This window comes from Streptomyces sp. NPDC004539, from assembly GCF_040610055.1.
Classification (GTDB): domain Bacteria; phylum Actinomycetota; class Actinomycetes; order Streptomycetales; family Streptomycetaceae; genus Streptomyces.
This window is the reverse complement of record NZ_JBEXLS010000009.1, coordinates 272,241-288,505: the sequence shown is the minus strand read 5'-3', so window position 1 is coordinate 288,505 and position 16,265 is coordinate 272,241. Positions and strand designations below refer to the sequence as shown.

Annotated in this window: 14 protein-coding genes; 9 read left to right on the top strand and 5 right to left on the bottom strand. The window is 71.0% G+C overall.

What is annotated here, in order from left to right; translation table 11 throughout:
* Positions 1-122: 122 nt before the first annotated feature.
* The 7 genes from ABZX85_RS21220 to ABZX85_RS21190 all read left to right on the top strand — a co-directional run bounded on the left by ABZX85_RS21220 (position 123) and on the right by ABZX85_RS21190 (position 7,064).
* Entirely contained in the window at positions 123-1,304 is a 1,182-nt protein-coding gene (locus ABZX85_RS21220) for a saccharopine dehydrogenase NADP-binding domain-containing protein (RefSeq protein WP_355870620.1), read from the top strand.
* Between the two features lie 255 nt (positions 1,305-1,559).
* Positions 1,560-1,799 carry a hypothetical protein gene (locus ABZX85_RS21215; RefSeq protein ID WP_355870617.1) on the top strand — a complete coding sequence of 80 codons (240 nt, stop codon included), beginning with the start codon at positions 1,560-1,562 and terminating at the stop codon, positions 1,797-1,799.
* A 98-nt stretch (positions 1,800-1,897) separates the two neighbouring features.
* Complete coding sequence (locus ABZX85_RS21210; protein ID WP_355870614.1) at positions 1,898-2,854, top strand: STM4015 family protein; 957 nt, start codon at positions 1,898-1,900, stop codon at positions 2,852-2,854.
* Positions 2,855-2,859: 5 nt separating this feature from the next.
* Positions 2,860-4,101 carry an STM4014 family protein gene (locus tag ABZX85_RS21205; RefSeq protein WP_355870611.1) on the top strand — a complete coding sequence of 414 codons (1,242 nt, stop codon included), beginning with the start codon at positions 2,860-2,862 and terminating at the stop codon, positions 4,099-4,101.
* Between the two features lies 1 nt (position 4,102).
* On the top strand, positions 4,103-4,915 hold the full coding sequence (locus tag ABZX85_RS21200; RefSeq protein ID WP_355870738.1) for an STM4013/SEN3800 family hydrolase: 813 nt from the start codon (positions 4,103-4,105) through the stop codon (positions 4,913-4,915).
* Complete coding sequence (locus tag ABZX85_RS21195; protein WP_355870609.1) at positions 4,912-6,195, top strand: STM4012 family radical SAM protein; 1,284 nt, start codon at positions 4,912-4,914, stop codon at positions 6,193-6,195. The genes ABZX85_RS21200 and ABZX85_RS21195 overlap by 4 nt, the downstream gene beginning before the upstream one ends.
* 8 nt (positions 6,196-6,203) lie before the next feature.
* A complete protein-coding gene (locus tag ABZX85_RS21190) occupies positions 6,204-7,064 on the top strand; it encodes an STM4011 family radical SAM protein (protein WP_355870606.1) in 861 nt (286 codons plus the stop codon).
* Here the strand turns inward: ABZX85_RS21190 and ABZX85_RS21185 are convergent.
* The 4 genes from ABZX85_RS21185 to ABZX85_RS21170 are packed head-to-tail and all read right to left on the bottom strand — an operon-like array spanning position 7,036 to position 13,328.
* Positions 7,036-10,089: a glycoside hydrolase family 38 C-terminal domain-containing protein gene (locus tag ABZX85_RS21185; protein WP_355870603.1), complete on the bottom strand. Its 3,054-nt coding sequence runs from the start codon at positions 10,087-10,089 to the stop codon at positions 7,036-7,038. The genes ABZX85_RS21190 and ABZX85_RS21185 overlap by 29 nt on opposite strands.
* Before the next feature lie 52 nt (positions 10,090-10,141).
* Positions 10,142-11,029 carry a carbohydrate ABC transporter permease gene (locus tag ABZX85_RS21180; RefSeq protein ID WP_355870601.1) on the bottom strand — a complete coding sequence of 296 codons (888 nt, stop codon included), beginning with the start codon at positions 11,027-11,029 and terminating at the stop codon, positions 10,142-10,144.
* The gene (locus tag ABZX85_RS21175) at positions 11,029-11,934 is read right to left on the bottom strand and encodes a sugar ABC transporter permease (RefSeq protein ID WP_355870737.1); all 906 of its coding nucleotides are present in this window, start codon (positions 11,932-11,934) and stop codon (positions 11,029-11,031) included. The genes ABZX85_RS21180 and ABZX85_RS21175 overlap by 1 nt, the downstream gene beginning before the upstream one ends.
* A gap of 14 nt (positions 11,935-11,948) precedes the next feature.
* Positions 11,949-13,328, bottom strand: coding sequence for an extracellular solute-binding protein (locus ABZX85_RS21170; protein WP_355870598.1), 1,380 nt, complete (start codon positions 13,326-13,328; stop codon positions 11,949-11,951).
* 305 nt (positions 13,329-13,633) lie between these two features.
* Between ABZX85_RS21170 and ABZX85_RS21165 the strand changes: the two genes are divergently transcribed.
* Both ABZX85_RS21165 and ABZX85_RS21160 read left to right on the top strand, forming a co-directional pair.
* A complete protein-coding gene (locus ABZX85_RS21165; protein WP_355870595.1) occupies positions 13,634-14,872 on the top strand; it encodes an ROK family transcriptional regulator in 1,239 nt (412 codons plus the stop codon).
* A gap of 156 nt (positions 14,873-15,028) precedes the next feature.
* Entirely contained in the window at positions 15,029-15,220 is a 192-nt protein-coding gene (locus ABZX85_RS21160; RefSeq protein ID WP_355870592.1) for a hypothetical protein, read from the top strand.
* A gap of 60 nt (positions 15,221-15,280) precedes the next feature.
* Here the strand turns inward: ABZX85_RS21160 and ABZX85_RS21155 are convergent, their stop codons facing one another.
* The gene (locus ABZX85_RS21155; protein WP_355870589.1) at positions 15,281-16,219 is read right to left on the bottom strand and encodes a nucleotidyl transferase AbiEii/AbiGii toxin family protein; all 939 of its coding nucleotides are present in this window, start codon (positions 16,217-16,219) and stop codon (positions 15,281-15,283) included.
* Positions 16,220-16,265 lie beyond the last annotated feature (46 nt).

Genomic DNA, 16,265 nt, shown 5'->3' with positions numbered 1-16,265 from the left:
TCGAGCAAATGGCAGGTGGTGTGACATTAAGCACGCCTCCATGGTCTCCCGGTCGGTTGTGTCCGCGCCTTAATGACTCCTACCGTGCCATTAGTAAGGGTTCCAGCTACGGAAAGAAGCTCATGAAGGTCCTTTTCCTTGGTGCCGGAAACGTCGGTTCCAATGCGGCAAAGCAGCTCTCGAAGTCCCGGCCCGAAGTGCAGATCCGCATCGGCGACCTGTATCTGGAAAGCGCACGGCGCGCGGCTGAGGCCGCCGGTTCCGGTGCGGAAGCGGTGCAGGTCGATGTCCACGACAAGGACTCTCTGGCGGCGGCCCTGCGGGGTGTCGACATCGTCCTGAACACCGCAGGCCCCTTCTACCGCAACGCGGACGCCATCATGGAGGGTGCGATCGCCGCCGGGGTCCACTACATCGACATCAACGATGACGATGACGTGGCTGTACGGGTCCTGGCGGACGAAGACCTGAACTCTCGCGCGGCCGAGGCCGGTATCCGGATCGTGATCGGCTGCGGCACCACTCCGGGGGTGTCGAACGTCATCGCGCGCCACTCCCTCGACAGGCTCGATGTGCCGAGCCGGGTGTTCGTCACCATGCTGCTGTCCTTCCAGGCGGTGCGGTACTACAGCCCGGCAGTGGTGGATCACATGTTCCACATCAGTACCGGCGACGTCACCAGGTACGAGGGCGGAAACTTCACGTCCGTGCCGGGTTTCGGTGACGAACGCGAGGTTCGCGGGTTGGCCCCCTACGGGACCTACCTGTCCTACAACGCCGGCCACGGCGAGACCGCCATGCTCGGTCACTCGTTCCCGATGCTCGACGAGGTGTCGGTCCGGCTCGCGTGGGTCGAGCAGGGTGCCAGTGACCGCTGGCGTGCTCTCATCGCCGCGGGACTTTCCTCCGGCGAGGCTCTGGAGGCCGGCGGGGTGTCCCCGGTGAAGTTCCTCGGCGCGCTCGTCGGCTCTGACCGGCAACTGCCCTTCTTCGACGATTTCGGTGACGAGCCGATGCGCAACGGTTGCCTTGTCGAGGTGGAGGGGACGCGGGGCGGTCGCCGCACCACGATCAAGACCCTGATGAACTTCGTGGGTTCCGAGGACGGACAGGACCCGACGTCGACCGCCGCCCGTATCGGCGTAGAGGCTCTGATCGACGACCGTGTCACCGGAACAGGGGTGCTCACTCCAGAGGTCTGCTTCGAGCCCGCGGACTTCCTCGATCACTTCGTCGCCAGTCCGGAGGTCACTTTGGACCAGGAGACGTTCGTCGTCGGGAGTTTCCCCGATCCCGTTGCCTAGCTGAAGGGCCCGCTGCCACCGGCTGCGCTGTGCAGGCCGGGCAGCCGGTGCGGTTCCGTGGGCCACGGCTCGATCGCTGACCGGGACGTATGGGTTCTGCACGATGACTCGCCGTGCGATGCGAGGCGCTGTTGCCGCACCTGAACGAGAGGGGGACGTAAGCGCGTCGAGGAGGCCGACTGCCCTTCCGGCTCGGCCGGTCGTGTCTTCCGCGTCCAGGACCGGGGCGGCGGGTGCTCTCGCGGCGGTTCGTGCGTGTTCCCCGGCCGTGCGGGCTGCACCGGCCGTGATGCCGATGTCAGCAAGGAGTTGCCGCTGTTCGGGGTGGGGCTCGTCGTACGAGGCGCACTGACGCCAGAGCCAGTCGGTGATCCCGGAGTCGACGAGGTCGCTGAAGCCGTTCTCGGCCTGGAGGAGGTTGCCGTGGACGTCTGCGAACGCGCGGGCGAGCCCTCGCGCCGCCCTCATGACCACGACCGTACGACCCGCCACTGACAACGCCCCCCGCCCCCGACCCCGGCACGGCGTTGTCAGTGGCGGTTGGTACAACTTGCGGCAGCAGGACACGACCACCGCGAGCATGGAGCAGCCGCATGACCGTCCATCAGCATCTGAAGACCTTCCACGGCCTCCCGGTCCGCGCGCTCCCGAACGCCAAGGACCGGCGGAAGGTGCCGGACGCGGACGCGGTGGCCTGGCGCATCTCCGGTGAGGTGTACGACTCCGGGGAGGACTGGACGTCCGCCTTCGCCCGCTTCCTCGACACCGTCGACAGCACGCGGGTCCGGGCGATCGTCGTCGGCGCCTGGGAGGAGGCGTACGAGACGGACGCCGCCTCCGTCGTCGAGGCGATCACGGCCGCCCGTGACCGGCTGCCGGCGCTGCGGGCGGTGTTCCTCGGGGACATGACGTCCGAGGAGTGCGAGATCTCCTGGATTCACCAGACGGACGTGACCCCGCTGCTGACGGCCTTCCCGGCGCTGGAGGAGCTCGGCACGCGCGGCGGACAGGACCTGAAGCTGGACGGCGTCACGCACCCCGCGCTGCGCCGGCTCGTCATGGAGTCCGGCGGGCTGCCCGCCGAGGTCGTGCGCGGGGTCGCCGCCTGTGACCTGCCCGCCCTCGAACACCTCGACCTCTGGCTCGGCACCCCCGACTACGGCGGCGACAGCGAGCCCGCCGACCTGGAGCCGATCCTCTCCGGCGCCCGCCTGCCCGCCCTGCGCCATCTCGCCCTGCGCAACAGCGAGATGCAGGACCAGGTCGCCGCGGCCGTCGCCGGCGCCCCCGTCGTCGCCCGCCTGGAGAGCCTCGACCTCTCGATGGGCGTCCTCACCGACGACGGCGCCGCCGCCCTCCTCAGCGGCCAGCCCCTCACCCACCTCAAGAAGCTCGACCTCCACTACAACTACCTGACCGACCCCCTCCGCGACCGCCTGGTCACCACCCTCGAACCGGCCGGCGTCGAGGTCCTCGCCGACCGCGACGACGCCGAGGACGACGAAGAGGACGACGGCACGGTGTGGCGTTACGTCGCCGTGGGGGAGTGACACGGATGCCGACCACACCGAGGGCGAACGAGCGGCCGGACAGGGCGGAGGCACCGCACGCGCCCGACAGCACGCCCGCCGCCGCACCACCCCGGCCCGCCCCCGCCCTCACCGTGGTCGGCAACCCCGACAACCGCCGCGTCACCCTCTACACCGACGCCGTCCGCGCGGCCGGCCTCCCCGCCCCGCGCGTCGTCCCCTGGACGGACGTCCTCGCGGCGGGTGGCGCCGACTTCACCCCCGACGAGATCGTCCGCCTCGACTCCCCGGGCGAGCAGCCCGACGTCGACCGAGCCCTGCGCGGCACCTCCGACCCGACCCGCGTCGAAGGCTCCGCCCGCTGGTACACCGCGTTCCTCGCCGCCCTGGACACCCTGCGCGGCGGACTCCGGCTCGACGACCCCGGTGAACTGGCGGCCCTCTTCGATAAACGCCGCTGCCACGGCCGGCTGCGCGAGGCGGGCGTACCCGTCCCCCACTCGCCCACGTCGGGCCCGTCCGCACCGGAGATCCACGGCTGGGACGACGTCCGCGCGGCGATGCGCGAGCACCGCATGCCGAGGCTCTTCGTGAAGCTCGCGCACGGCTCCTCCGCCTCCGGGGTGCTGGCGGTCGAGACGGCGGGCGGCGGCCGTGTCCGGGCGACGACCTCCGTCGAACGCGCCCCGGACGGGCGGCTGTTCAACTCCCTGAAGGTCCGCCGCTACGACAGCGAACGCGAGATCGCGGCGATCGTCGACCGGCTCGCCCCGGACCACCTCCACCTGGAGCGCTGGTTCCCCAAGGCGTCCCAGCGGGACCGCGCGGCGGACCTGCGGGTCGTGGTCGTCGCCGGCCGCGCGACGCACGCGGTGGTCCGCACCAGCGGCTCCCCGCTGACCAACCTCCACCTCGGCGGCCGAAGGGGAGACCTCGACGAGGCGCGGACGGCGTTCGAGGAGGCGGGGACGGCCTGGACGGACGTCCTCGGAGTCTGCGAACAGGCCGCCGCCTGCTTCCCGAAGACCCTGTGCGTCGGCGTCGACCTGCTGCCCGCCGTCGGCTGGACCGGGGCCGCCGTCGGCGAGGTCAACGCCTTCGGCGACCTGCTCCCCGGCCTCACCGGCCTGCCCGGCAGCGGCGCCGAGGGCCTCGACACCTACGCGGCCCAGGTCAGGGCCACCTTGAAGCGCGCCCTGGACCACGGTCCGGCCCACACCTCGGCCCACGCCCCGAACGACGGAAGAACCACCCATGCACACGCCTGACATGACGAGGATCGTCGGCAGCCACGACCTCCTCCTCGTCACCCTCGACACCCTGCGGTACGACGTCGCCGTCGAGCTGGCCGCCGAGGGCCGCATCCCGAACCTCGCCCGCCACCTCCCGGCCGGCCGCTGGGAGGAACGGCACGCCCCCGGCAGCTTCACCTACGCCTCCCACCAGGCCATCTTCGCGGGCTTCCTGCCCACCCCGGCCACCCCCGGCCCGCACCCCCGGCTCTTCGCCGCACGCTTCGCGGGCAGTGAGACCACCGCCGACGGCACCTTCGTCCACGACACCCCGGACCTCGTCTCCGGCCTGGCGCACGAGGGCTACCGCACGGTCTGCATCGGCGGCGTCGGCTTCTTCAACGGACAGGGCCCCCTCGGCACGGTCCTCCCCGGCCTCTTCCAGGAGGCCCACTGGGAGCCCGAGTTCGGCGTCACCTCCCCGCACTCCTTCGAGAACCAGGTCACCCGCGCCGAGCGGATCGTCGCCGAACTCCCCGAGGAGCGGCGCCTGTTCCTCTTCGTCAACGTCTCCGCCCTGCACCAGCCCAACTGGTTCCACCTCCCCGGCGCCACCCGCGAGGCCGGCGACACCCGCGCCACGCACGCCGCCGCCCTGGAGTACGTCGACCGGCACATCGGCCGCCTCTTCACCGCCGCGAGCAGCCGCCGCCCCTGCTTCACCATCGTCTGCTCCGACCACGGCACGGCCTACGGCGACGACGGCTACACCGGCCACCGCCTCGGCCACCCCTCGGTGTGGACGGTCCCGTACGCCCAATTCGTCCTGAACCAGGGGGAGACCGCGTGACCACGAGCCCCTACCAGTCGTACGTCTACGCCTACCCCCACAAGACCGCGTACCGGGAACTCCCCGACCGCCCGCCGCTCAAGGAACTCTGGGCGGCCGAACCGCAGCACGCCCTCTCCCTCTACTTCCACATCCCGTTCTGCGAGGTCCGCTGCGGCTTCTGCAACCTCTTCACCCGCATCGGCGCCCCCGACGGCCTCACCACCGCCTACCTCGACGCCCTCGAACGCCAGGCGAAAGCCGCCCGCGAAGCCCTCACCGCACCCCGCTTCGCCACGGCGGCCTTCGGTGGCGGCACCCCCACCTTCCTCACCGCCCCCGAACTCGACCGCCTCTGCGACCTCGCCGAAGGCATGGGCGCCGACCTGCACGCCGTCCCCCTCTCCGTCGAGGCGTCCCCCGCGACCGCCACCGCCGACCGGCTCCGCGTCCTCGCCGACCGGGGCACCACCCGCCTCAGCCTCGGCGTCCAGAGCTTCGACGACACCGAGGCGCGCGCCGCCGTCCGCCCCCAGAAACGCGCGGACGTCGAAGCGGCGCTCGGCCGGATCAGGGACGTACGCATCCCGGTCCTCAACATCGACCTCATCTACGGCATCGACGGCCAGACGGACGCGAGCTGGCTCGACTCGCTGGACGCGGCGCTGAGTTGGCGGCCGGAGGAGCTGTACCTGTACCCCCTCTACGTCCGCCCGCTCACCGGCCTCGACCGCCGCGCCGCCGGCGGCCCCGACCCCGCCTGGGACGAACAGCGGCTGCGCCTCTACCGCGCGGGCCGCGACCACCTCCTCGCCCACGGCTACGTCCAGCACTCGATGCGGATGTTCCGCCGCGCCGACGCCCCGGACCAGGGCCCCGACGACTACGCCTGCCAGACCGACGGGATGGTGGGCCTCGGCTGCGGAGCGCGCTCGTACACGCGGGAGCTGCACTACTCCTTCGACTACGCGGTCGACATGACCCGGATACGCGGGATCATCGACGACTACGTGGCCACCGACGACTTCTCCCGCGCGGAGATCGGCTTCGAGATGGACGACGACGAGCGGCGCCGCCGGTACCTCCTGCAATCCCTCCTCCAGGCGGAAGGACTCCCCGAGGCGGGTCAACGGGAGCACTTCGGGACGGAGTTGGAGCGGCTGGCCGAGCGCGGCTGGCTGACGGACACCGGCGGGCGGCTCAAGCTCACCCCCGAGGGCCTCGCCCACTCCGACGCGATCGGACCCGAACTGTTCTCCCCGGCGGTGCGCCGCGAGATGGCCGAGTACGAGAGGAGGTAGCCGCCGCCGTGGACCTGACCCTGCTCTACCGGGGCCCGCTCGCCTCCTGCGACTACGACTGCCCCTACTGCCCGTTCGCCAAGCGCCGCGACAGCACCGCCCAACTCCGCGCGGACAGGGCGGCGTTGGACCGCTTCACCACCTGGGCCCGCCGGCAGACCGACGACAACCTGTCGATCCTCTTCACTCCTTGGGGCGAGGGCCTGGTCCGCTCCTGGTACCGGCGCGCCCTGACCGATCTCTCCCACCTCCCGCACATCCGCCGCGTCGCCATCCAGACGAACCTCAGCTGCCGCACCGACTGGCTGGCCGACGCCGACCCCGACACCCTCGCCCTGTGGTGCACCTACCACCCGGGCCAGACCCCCTACGACCGCTTCCTCACCAAGTGCCGTGACCTGGCGGCGCGCGGCATCCGGTACAGCGTCGGCGTCGTCGGCCTGCCCGGCCACCTCGACCACGCCCGCCGCCTGCGCGCCGACCTCCCCGGCCACGTCTACCTGTGGATCAACGCGGCCGAGGGCCACACCTACGACGACGAGTCCGCCGCCCACTGGACGGCCCTCGACCCCCTCTTCCCGTACAGCCGCCACCCGCACCGGAGCGCCGGACTGCCCTGCCGCACCGGCGAGTCGGTGATCTCGGTCGACGGCGAGGGGACGGTCCGGCGCTGCCACTTCGTCAAGACGGAACTCGGCAACCTGTACGACGGCTCCTACCGGGACGCCCTGAAGCCCCGCGCCTGCCCCCTCGCCGTGTGCGACTGCCACATCGGATACGTCCACCTGGAGACCCTCCCGCTGTACGACACGTTCGCGGGAGGGGTCCTGGAACGTATCCCTACGCCTGCCGCGCGAGCCGCAGGGTGAGGATCTGGAACGGCCGCAGCGCGAACCGCACCTCGTCCCCGGAGACCTCCGCCGACTCGCCCTCCAGCGGGCGTTCCAGCAGGTCGGTGACTGTCGCCCCGGCCAGCGGGAAACCGGCCGTGAGGGTCGCGCGGGCGCGGGTGCCCCGCGACTCGAAGAGCCGGACGACGACGTCGCCGCTCTCGTCGTCCGCGAGCTTCACGGCCTCGACGACCACACCCTCGTCGTCCACGGCGACCAGCGGCGCGACCGTCGCCGAGCCCGGCACCGTCCGCTCGGCCAGGTTGAACCGGTAGCCCTCGCGGACCGCGTCCGACACCTGGGCGCCGATCAGCAGGCCGTAGGACAGGCGGTGGGTGCCCTGGTCCTGCTCCGGGTCGGGGAAGCGGGCCGCGCGAAGCAGGGTGAGGCGGACCGTGGTGGTCGTGCCGCCGTCGGCGCGGACGTCACGGGTGACGTCGTGGCCGTACGAGGAGTCGTTGACCAGGGCCGCGCCCCAGTCCTTCTCGCCGACGTGGAGGTAGCGGTGCGCGCACACCTCGAACTTGGCGGCGTCCCAGGTGGTGTTGGTGTGGGTGGGGCGCTCGACGTGCCCGAAGGGGATCTCGGCCGTCGAGTGCGCGGCCCGCACGTCCAGCGGGAACGCGGCCTTGAGGACCTTCTCCCGCTCGTGCCAGTCGACGACCGTCTCCACCGACAGCCGGCGCGAACCGGCGGGCAGGGTCAGCGTCTGCTCGATCCGCGACTCCCCGAAGACCCGGACCACCCGTACGCCGTCCCCGGTCGCCGTCACCGACTCGGCCTCGGTGAGGTCGCGCACGGAGTTGCGGTAGAAGGCGTCCAGGTCCCAGGCGTCCCACTGGTTCGGGAAGTCCTGGTGGAGCTGGAGCAGGTTGCCGACCGCGCCGGGCACGAGGGCCTCGCGGCCGGCTTCCAGGTCGTAGGCGGAGGTGACGAGGCCGCGAGAGTCGACCACGACGCGAACGATCCCGTTGTCGAGGGTGAAAGTGTGATCATCGACCGTCGGTGCCACCGGAGCCTCGGGAGACTCCGTGCGCGGTGCCGCGCCGAACGCCGCGAGCCCGCCCCGGCCGTGCGGAGCGGAGTTGAAGACGACCGGCTCCTCGCCGGAACCCGCCAGCGCGCCCTGCGCCGCCCCGATCAGCCCGTTCAGTTCCTCCGCGACCCGCGCGTACGTCACCTCGGCCTCGCGGTGCACCCAGGCGATGGACGTGCCGGGCAGGATGTCGTGGAACTGGTGCAGCAGGACCGTCTTCCACAGCCGGTCCAGCTCCGCGTACGGGTACGGCGTGCCGTGCCGGACCGCCGCCGTCGCCGCCCACAACTCGGCCTCGCGCAACAGGTGTTCGCTGCGCCGGTTGCCCTGCTTGGTGGCCAACTGGCTGGTGAGGGTGCCCCGGTGGAACTCCAGGTACAGCTCGCCGGACCAGACGGGGGCGCCGCCGTTCGCCTCGTACTCGGCGTGGGCCTTGCGGAAGAACTCCAGCGGGCCCTCGATCTCGATGCGGGGGGCGCCCTCCAGGTCCTTCATGCGCTCGGCGCGGGACAGCATCTCGCGGGTGGGGCCGCCACCGCCGTCGCCGTAGCCGAAGGGGATCAGGGAGTGGTTGGCGCGGGCCTTGTCCTGGAAGTTGCGGACGCTGTGCGCGACCTGGGCGCCGGACAGTTCGCCGTTGTAGGAGTCGACGGGCGGGAAGTGGCTGAAGATCCGTGTGCCGTCGATGCCCTCCCACCAGAACGTGTGGTGCGGGAACTTGTTCGTGGTGTTCCAGGAGATCTTCTGGGTGAGGAACCACTTCACCCCGGCCAGCTTCATGATCTGCGGGAGGGCCGCGTTGTAGCCGAAGGTGTCCGGGAGCCACATGTCCTCGGTCTCGACGCCGAACTCTTCGAGGTAGAACCGCTTCCCGTGGACGAACTGCCGGACCAGGGCCTCGCCGCCGCTGATGTTGGTGTCCGGCTCCACCCACAGGCTGCCCGTCGGCACGAACTGGCCGGTCTTCGCCTTCTCCTGGGCGCGCGCGTACACCTCGGGCCGGTGTTCCTTGAGCCAGGCGAGCTGCTGGGCCTGGGACATGACGAACGTGAACTCGGGGTGGTCGTCCATCAGTTGGGTGACGTTGGAGACCGTGCGGGCGACCTTGCGGACCGTCTCGCGCAGCGGCCACAGCCACGCCGTGTCGATGTGGGCGTGCCCGACGGCCGTGATGCGGTGGGCGCCCGCGTGCGCGGGGGAGGCCAGCGCGGGGGCGAGGGCTGCGCGGGCGGCGCCGGCCGTACCGCTGATGTCCTGCAAGTCGACCGCGTCCAGGGCGAGTTCGACGGCGCGCAGGATCTGCCAGCGGCGCGGGGAGTCCGGGGACAGCTCGTGCATGAGCTGGCCGAGGACGTCCAGGTCCTGCGTGAGTTCGTGGACCTCGCGGTCGACGACGGCCAGGTCCATGCGGCGCAGCCGGTAGACGGGGGCGCCCGGGTCGGCGGCCGGGTCGCCGAGCCAGGGGGCGGGGCCGCCGACCGAGACCGGTACGAACTGCACCTGGTCCTGGCCGGTGTGCATGACGACCGGGTTCGCGGCGGCCTCGACGAACACCGTGAACTCCTCGCCCCCGACGGCCTCTTCGGCCACCGGCAGCCAGGTGTTGCGCGGGTTGAGGGCCTTCACGGCGGTGCCGTCGGCCCGGTAGACGAGGCCCTCGGCGGAGAAGCCGGCCGAGTGCGTGCCGAACCCGAGGTCGAGGACGGCCTCGACGGGCAGGCCCGCCCACTCGGCCGGGACCGTCCCGGTGACCTTGAACCAGCTCGTCGTCCAGGCGGGCCCCCACGGGTCGCCGACCTTGACCGGGCGGAAGGGCGCGGTCAGCCCCTCGTCGACCGGCACCGGCTCGCCCGGTACGTCCCACGCCTCGACCGAGAGGGGGACCGCGCGGGCGTGGACGGCCGGCCGGATGCGTTCCTCCAGCACCCGGCGCAGCCGCTGTTCGGTGACGTCACGGTCGTTGTGCATTGTGGATCTCCGTAGCGAGAAGTGGGGGAAGACGGCTTGCCACGGGGCTGGTTCAGCCCTTGAGCGCGCCGCCGAGCGCGAAGCCGCCGCCCAGCTTGCGGGCCAGCAGCAGGTAGAGCATGACGACGGGCAGCGAGTAGATGATCGAGAACGCCGACAACTGCCCGTACTGCGTCTGGTCGTGGGCGCTGAGGAAGGTGAACACGCTGACGGACGCGGGGAGTTTCTCCGGCGACAGCAGCAGGATGAAGGGGACGAAGAAGTTCCCCCACATGCCGATGAACGTGAAGATGGTGACCACGACGACACCGGGGCGCATCAGCGGCAGCACCACCCGCCACAGCACCTGCATGGTGTTCGCGCCGTCGATGCGGGCCGCCTCCTCCAGGACGACCGGCACGCCGTCCATGAAGTTCTTCATCAGCCAGATCCCGAACGGCAGCGAGGACGCCGCCAGGAACAGGGTCGTGCCCGGCATCGAGTCGATCAGGTTGACCTGCACGAACATGCTGTAGACGGGGATCATCACGGCGGTGATGGGCAGCCCCGTCGAGAAGAGGATCGTGTACAGGAACGGGCGGCGCACCCGCGAGCGGTACCGGGAGAGCGGGTAGGCGCACAGGATCGACGCGACGACCGTGATCGCGGTGCCGAAACCGCACAGCAGGAGGCTGTTGAGCATCGGGCGGAACGTGGTGTCGACGTTCAGGACGGCGTCGAAGTTGTCGAGCGTCAGCGAGCCGGGCAGCTTCAGCTGGAAGGTGTTGAGGTCGCTGATCGAGGCGAGGGCCATCCACAGCAGCGGCAGCACGTACACGACCGACACCGCGATCAGGATGAGGTTCACCGTCAGCTTGCCGAGCCCGAGTCGGCGTTTGCGCGGGGCGGTGGTTGGGGCTGTCGTCTTGGTGACGGGCGGGGTGGCGAGGGCGGCGGCCATCAGTCGTCCTCCATCTTCAGCAGGCGGATGTACACGACGGAGAACAGGGCGCCGACCACGAGGAGCACCAGCGCGATCGCCGTGCCGTAGCCGATCAGGCTGTTCTGGAACGCCTGTTGGTACATGAAGATCGGCAGGGTCTCGCTCTTGTTGCCGGGACCGCCGCGCGTCATCGTGTAGATCAGGCCGAAGACCGACAGGGTCTGGAGCGTGATCAGCATCAGGTTCGTCAGGATCGTCGGCCTGATCACCGGGAGCGTCACCCGCCACAGCCGCTGCCAGGCGTTCGCGCCGTCCATCTCGGCGGCCTCGGTCAGTTCGGCCGGTACGTCGTTGATGGCGGCGGTGAACACCATCAGCGAGAACGCCGTCCCGCGCCACACGTTCGCGAGGCACACGGCGAGGATCGGCATCGTGTACAGCCAGTTCTGCGTGGGCAGGCCGACCGCGTCGAGCAGCGAGTTCAGCGAGCCCTGGTCGAAGAAGAAGGCGTACATCAGGTAGCCGGCGACGACCTCGGGCAGCACCCAGGCCGCGATGACGACACCGCTGATCAGCGAGCGCACCGGCTTGCTGGCCTTCTGCATCAGGATCGCGAGCGCGAGGCCCAGAGTGTTCTGTCCGATCACCGCGGAGCCGACGACGAACACCAGCGTCAGCTTGACCGCGTTGAGGAAGTCGTCGTCCTTGAAGGCGCGGGTGAAGTTGTCGAAGCCGACGAAGTTCGTGCCGGACGCACCGGTCAGCTGCATGTCGGTGAAGGCGTAGTAGACGCAGTACGTGATCGGCCCGGCGAGGAACACCACGAGCAGGACGACCGCCGGGATGGTCGGCAGGCCGCGCAGCAGCGAGCGCAGGGCGGGCGAGGGGGAGGCCCCGCGAGAGCGCTTCTCGCGGGGCGTCATCGGGGCGACGGCGGTCACTTGGTGCCCTGGACCGTCTTGTCGGCGCCGACCGCCGACTTGACATCGTTGTCGTACGTGGATGCGGCCTTGTCGACGGACGCCTGTCCGGTCGTCACCGACTCCATCGCCTTCTGGATGGCCGTGGAGACCTGGTTGTACTCCGGCAGACCGGGGCGGTAGTGGGTGTCGGCGACCAGTTCGGTGAAGAACTTGTTGGTCGGGACCGCCTTCAGGTACTCGGGGTCGGCCGCGACGTCCGTGCGGACGGCGATCGTGGCGTTGAGGACGTTCCACTTCGTGGAGTTGGCCTTCGTCTGGAGCGTCCCGGAGAGGAACTTCCAGGCGAGGTCGGCGTTCTTCGCCTTCGCCGGGATGGACCACGCCCAGCCGCCGGACATGCTGGTCGCGCCGGGGGCCTGGCCGTTCTGGGTCGGCATCGCGGCCGTCCCCATCACGGTGTTCCACTCCTTCCACGGCGTCGGGCTCGTGGAACCCCAGTTGTTCGGCATCCAGGAGCCGTCGATGTCGATCGCCAGCTTGCCCTGGGGGATCAGCTCCGTGCCGACCGTGGTGCCGAAGTTGGCGCCGAGCGCCTGCTCCTTGGCCGGGCCGAGGCCGTCGTTGTAGACGGTGTGGACGAAGTCCAGGGAGTCCTTGAAGCCCTGGCTGCCGACGACCCACTTCTTCTGCGACGCGTCGTACAGCGAGTTGTTCGCGGCCTGCGTGCCGTACAGGAGCATCTCGAAGCCCTGCATCGAGGACGCCTCGCCGCCGGCCTGGCCGGTGTAGAGATTGAGCGGGGTGACGCCGGGGAGCTTCGCCTTGATGGTCTTCGCGGCCGTCAGGACGTCCGCCCAGGTCTTCGGCTGCCACGGGACGGCGATACCGGCCTTCTGGAAGAGCTGCTTGTTGTACCAGATGCCGCGCGTGTCGGTGTTGTCCGGGACGCCGTACACCTTGCCGTCCGCGGCGCCCGTGACCGCGCCCTTCGCCGCCGCCGCGTACTGGGACCAGTCGGCCCACTGCGCGGTGTAGGAGTCGAGGGGTTTGAGGTAGCCGCCCGCGATGTCGGAGTTGATCAGCGCGGTGTCCTCGTAGACCAGGTCGGGGGCGGTCGAGGGGGACCGCATCATGAGCTGGATCTTCGTGTAGTAGTCGTTCTCGGAGGCGGTGACCGGGACCAGCTGGACCTTGGTGCCGGGGTTGGCGGCCTGGAACTCCTTGACGGCCGTGGCGAGGAAGTCCGCCTGGAGCTTGACCGTGCTGTTCAGGTTCTGCCAGTAGACGACCTTGACGGTCTTGGACGAGCTGCCTGACGAACCCGAACCACAGGCGGTGACAGCCAGTGCGGTGGCGGCTGTGAACGCCGCGGCGGTGACGATTCTCGTGCGCACAGTGGTTCCTCCGGAACGCGAAACCTGGGGAAGGACGAGATGTTTTCGGCCACCTGGACGCGGGCGTACGCCGCTCTGACCTGGCCTCGGCGCCATATCGCCCGGCCCATGCGACCGGATTTGATGGGCGTCAGCTAAATCCAATTGATGGATTAAGTCAATGCTTCCGGCGTGTAAACTTTCGGCCGACGGCGCGCTCTGGGGGAGCGGCCGGGTCGAGGTGAGGGGTCCAGGTGGTACGGGTGACGCAGCAGGTGCGGGCAGAGCAGGTGACGGACGGGGCGCGAGCGACCCCGGGGAGCCCCGTGACGACGCTGAGCGGGACGAACCTGCCGCGCGTCGGTGGCTACAACCAGGCGGTCGTCCTCGACGCCGTCCGCACCGGCGGCGGGATCAGCCGGGTCGAGCTGGCCGCGCTGACCGGCCTCACCAACCAGACCGTCTCCAACGTCGTCCGCAAGCTCCTCGACGCCGGGCTCGTCGTCGAGGCCGGCCAGGCCCCGTCCAACGGCGGCAAACGGCGCACGCTGCTCTCGCTGCGCGCCGACGGGGCGTACGCGCTCGGCGTCCACCTCGATCCGGACGCCGCCGTCATCGTCGTCGTCGACCTCTCCGGGCAGGTCGTCGGCAGCCGGCGGCTCAGACTCGGCGACCCCTGGGACCCGGACGACCTCGTCGACCGGATCTCCCGCGCGGCCCTGCGGCTCGTCGAGCGGGCCGGCGTCGACCGGGGCCGGCTCCTCGGGCTCGGCGTCGCGGCGCCCGGTCCGCTCGACGGGAGCACCGGCGCCGTCGTCTCGCCGCCGAACTTCCCCGGCTGGGGGAGGGTGCCGCTGACCGAGATGTTCGCGAAGGCCACGGGGCTGCCGGTCGCCCTCGACAACGACGCGACCGCCGCGGCCATAGGGGAGCGCTGGATCGGGGGCGCCGAGCGGGCCGGGAGCTTCCTCTTCGTCTACCTCGGGACCGGGGTCGGGGCCGGGATCGTCCTCGACAACACCGTCCTGCACGGCGACTCCGGGAACGCGGGCGAGTTCGGGCACATGCCGGTCGAGCCCGGCGACCGGGTCTGCCAGTGCGGCGCGTACGACTGCCTCGGCCCCTACTGCTCGCCCGCCGCGATCATCGAGGACCTCCTCGGACGGCACGGCCGCGGCGCCGCCGACCGGATCGGCCTCACCGGCACCCCCGACTCCGTCCACCTCGACTGGAAGGTCCTGCGCAAGGCCGCCCGCGCCGGCGACGAGGCCGCCCTCGACGTCGTCCGCCGCGCCGCCCGCCGGATCGGCCAGGCCGCCCGGGGCGCCACCAGCATGCTCGACGTCGGCCGGATCGTCCTCGGCGGAGAGGCGCTGCGAGGCATCGAGGGGCTCATGCGCGAGGAGGTCGAGGCCGCCGTGAACCGTACGTCCGTGGCGCGCACGATCCGGGCGATCACCGTCGACCAGAGCGTCATCGGCGAGACCGTGGGCGCCGTCGGGGCGGCGTCGCTCGTGCTGCACGGCAACTACGCGCCGGGGTGGCGGCTGCTGACCGAGGCGTGAGGGCGGCGTGCCGATCCTGTACGGCTCCCGTGGCTGACACAGACATGATCAGGGCGACGGGCGCGCAGGATGATCCACCCCGTAGGCTCAGTACCGTATGCGCCACCTAGCCCAGCCGAGTGTTCTGGGCCCGTCAGGCAGGAAAACAGACTCGACGTGTTCAGTCACACGCCCATCTTCGACCGCCTCGTCGCCGAGCGCGGGGACATACCCGCCCAGGTCCGAGCCGAGGCGGAGGGGATACAGCGCGATCTGGCCCGGATCATCCAGGCACCGCCCATCGGCGGGGGGCCGCTCGGCCGCCGGCCGTTCTCCGCGGACGGGGGGTCGGCATCGGCGTTCCTGTGACGGGGGCCAGGCTTTCGTAGATTTCGCAGGGGGGCGGGTGCGCTTCGGCCGAAGGGTGGTTCAGGCACCCGCGGGGACGTCGCCGGCCGACTGCTCCAGCGCACGCCGCAGCCGCCCCAGCCACTGCCCGGCCGTGCCCCGCACGCCGTGGACGCCGGGCCACTGCACGTCCCACCCGGTGATCGACGAGGGGTCGAAGGCGCCGAGGACGCGGCGCAGGAGGCGGGGGTCGAGGCGGGTGCGGGGGGATTCCGCGAGGAGGACCGCGTCGTAGAGGTCCTTGGCCCGCGCGCGGCCCTCGGTGGCGGCGTCGGTGCGCAGCCACAGGAGCTTCCAGGCGAGGGAGAGTTCACGGCTCGCCGTGCGGACCGGGGTCGGCGGACGGCCGCCCGCACGCGGCACCAGCGTCCACACGGGCGGCTCGGGGAGGAACTCGTCGCGGGCGAAGTCCAGTTGCACCGACCCGGTGAGCGTGCCCGGATGCTCCAGGCGCCAGGGGACACGCAGCCGCACACCAGGGGTGTCGTACACCGCGTAGGTCCAGCTCCCGTCGTCGCGCGCCCCCGAGGCGTCCAGGACGACGCCCGAGCCCGCGTACGGGCGCTCCCGTATCCGCTCCAGCAGGTCGTGGTACGGCGGGGACGGGTCGACGTCCTCCGAGTCCACCCACGACAGGCCCTCCGGTGGCAGGAGCCGGCGCTCGCCGCCCGTGCCGAACTCCTCCTCGCGCCACAGCTCGTAGCGGGCTGCCCCCGCAGCCGCCTCCGGCCACTGCTGGACGTCCTCGATGTGCCAGGCGTACGGGTACGGGTCGATGGGGTCGACGCCCGCCGCCTCCTCCAGCACGATCCAGTCCAGGTCGCCCGGCGGACGCGCCGCCTCCCCGACCCACGCCGGCATCGCCATGCTCCCGCGCAGCACCAGCGAGGCGCTCCAGGGGGCCTCCGCGATCAGCGCCAGCACATGGTCGAGGGCGGCGCGCTGTTCCCGTTCCGTCACGTCCCGCACGTTATCGGCGGGCACCGACAACGCCGTACGGCCTTGA

Excerpts from the sequence above, each read along its gene's own strand:
- ABZX85_RS21220 (WP_355870620.1), top strand. The coding sequence starts at position 123 with ATGAAGGTCCTTTTCCTTGGTGCCGGAAACGTCGGTTCCAATGCGGCA.
- ABZX85_RS21210 (WP_355870614.1), top strand. The coding sequence starts at position 1,898 with ATGACCGTCCATCAGCATCTGAAGACCTTCCACGGCCTCCCGGTCCGC.
- ABZX85_RS21205 (WP_355870611.1), top strand. The coding sequence starts at position 2,860 with ATGCCGACCACACCGAGGGCGAACGAGCGGCCGGACAGGGCGGAGGCA.
- ABZX85_RS21200 (WP_355870738.1), top strand. The coding sequence starts at position 4,103 with ATGACGAGGATCGTCGGCAGCCACGACCTCCTCCTCGTCACCCTCGAC.
- ABZX85_RS21185 (WP_355870603.1), bottom strand. The coding sequence starts at position 10,089 with ATGCACAACGACCGTGACGTCACCGAACAGCGGCTGCGCCGGGTGCTG.
- ABZX85_RS21180 (WP_355870601.1), bottom strand. The coding sequence starts at position 11,029 with ATGGCCGCCGCCCTCGCCACCCCGCCCGTCACCAAGACGACAGCCCCA.
- ABZX85_RS21175 (WP_355870737.1), bottom strand. The coding sequence starts at position 11,934 with ATGACGCCCCGCGAGAAGCGCTCTCGCGGGGCCTCCCCCTCGCCCGCC.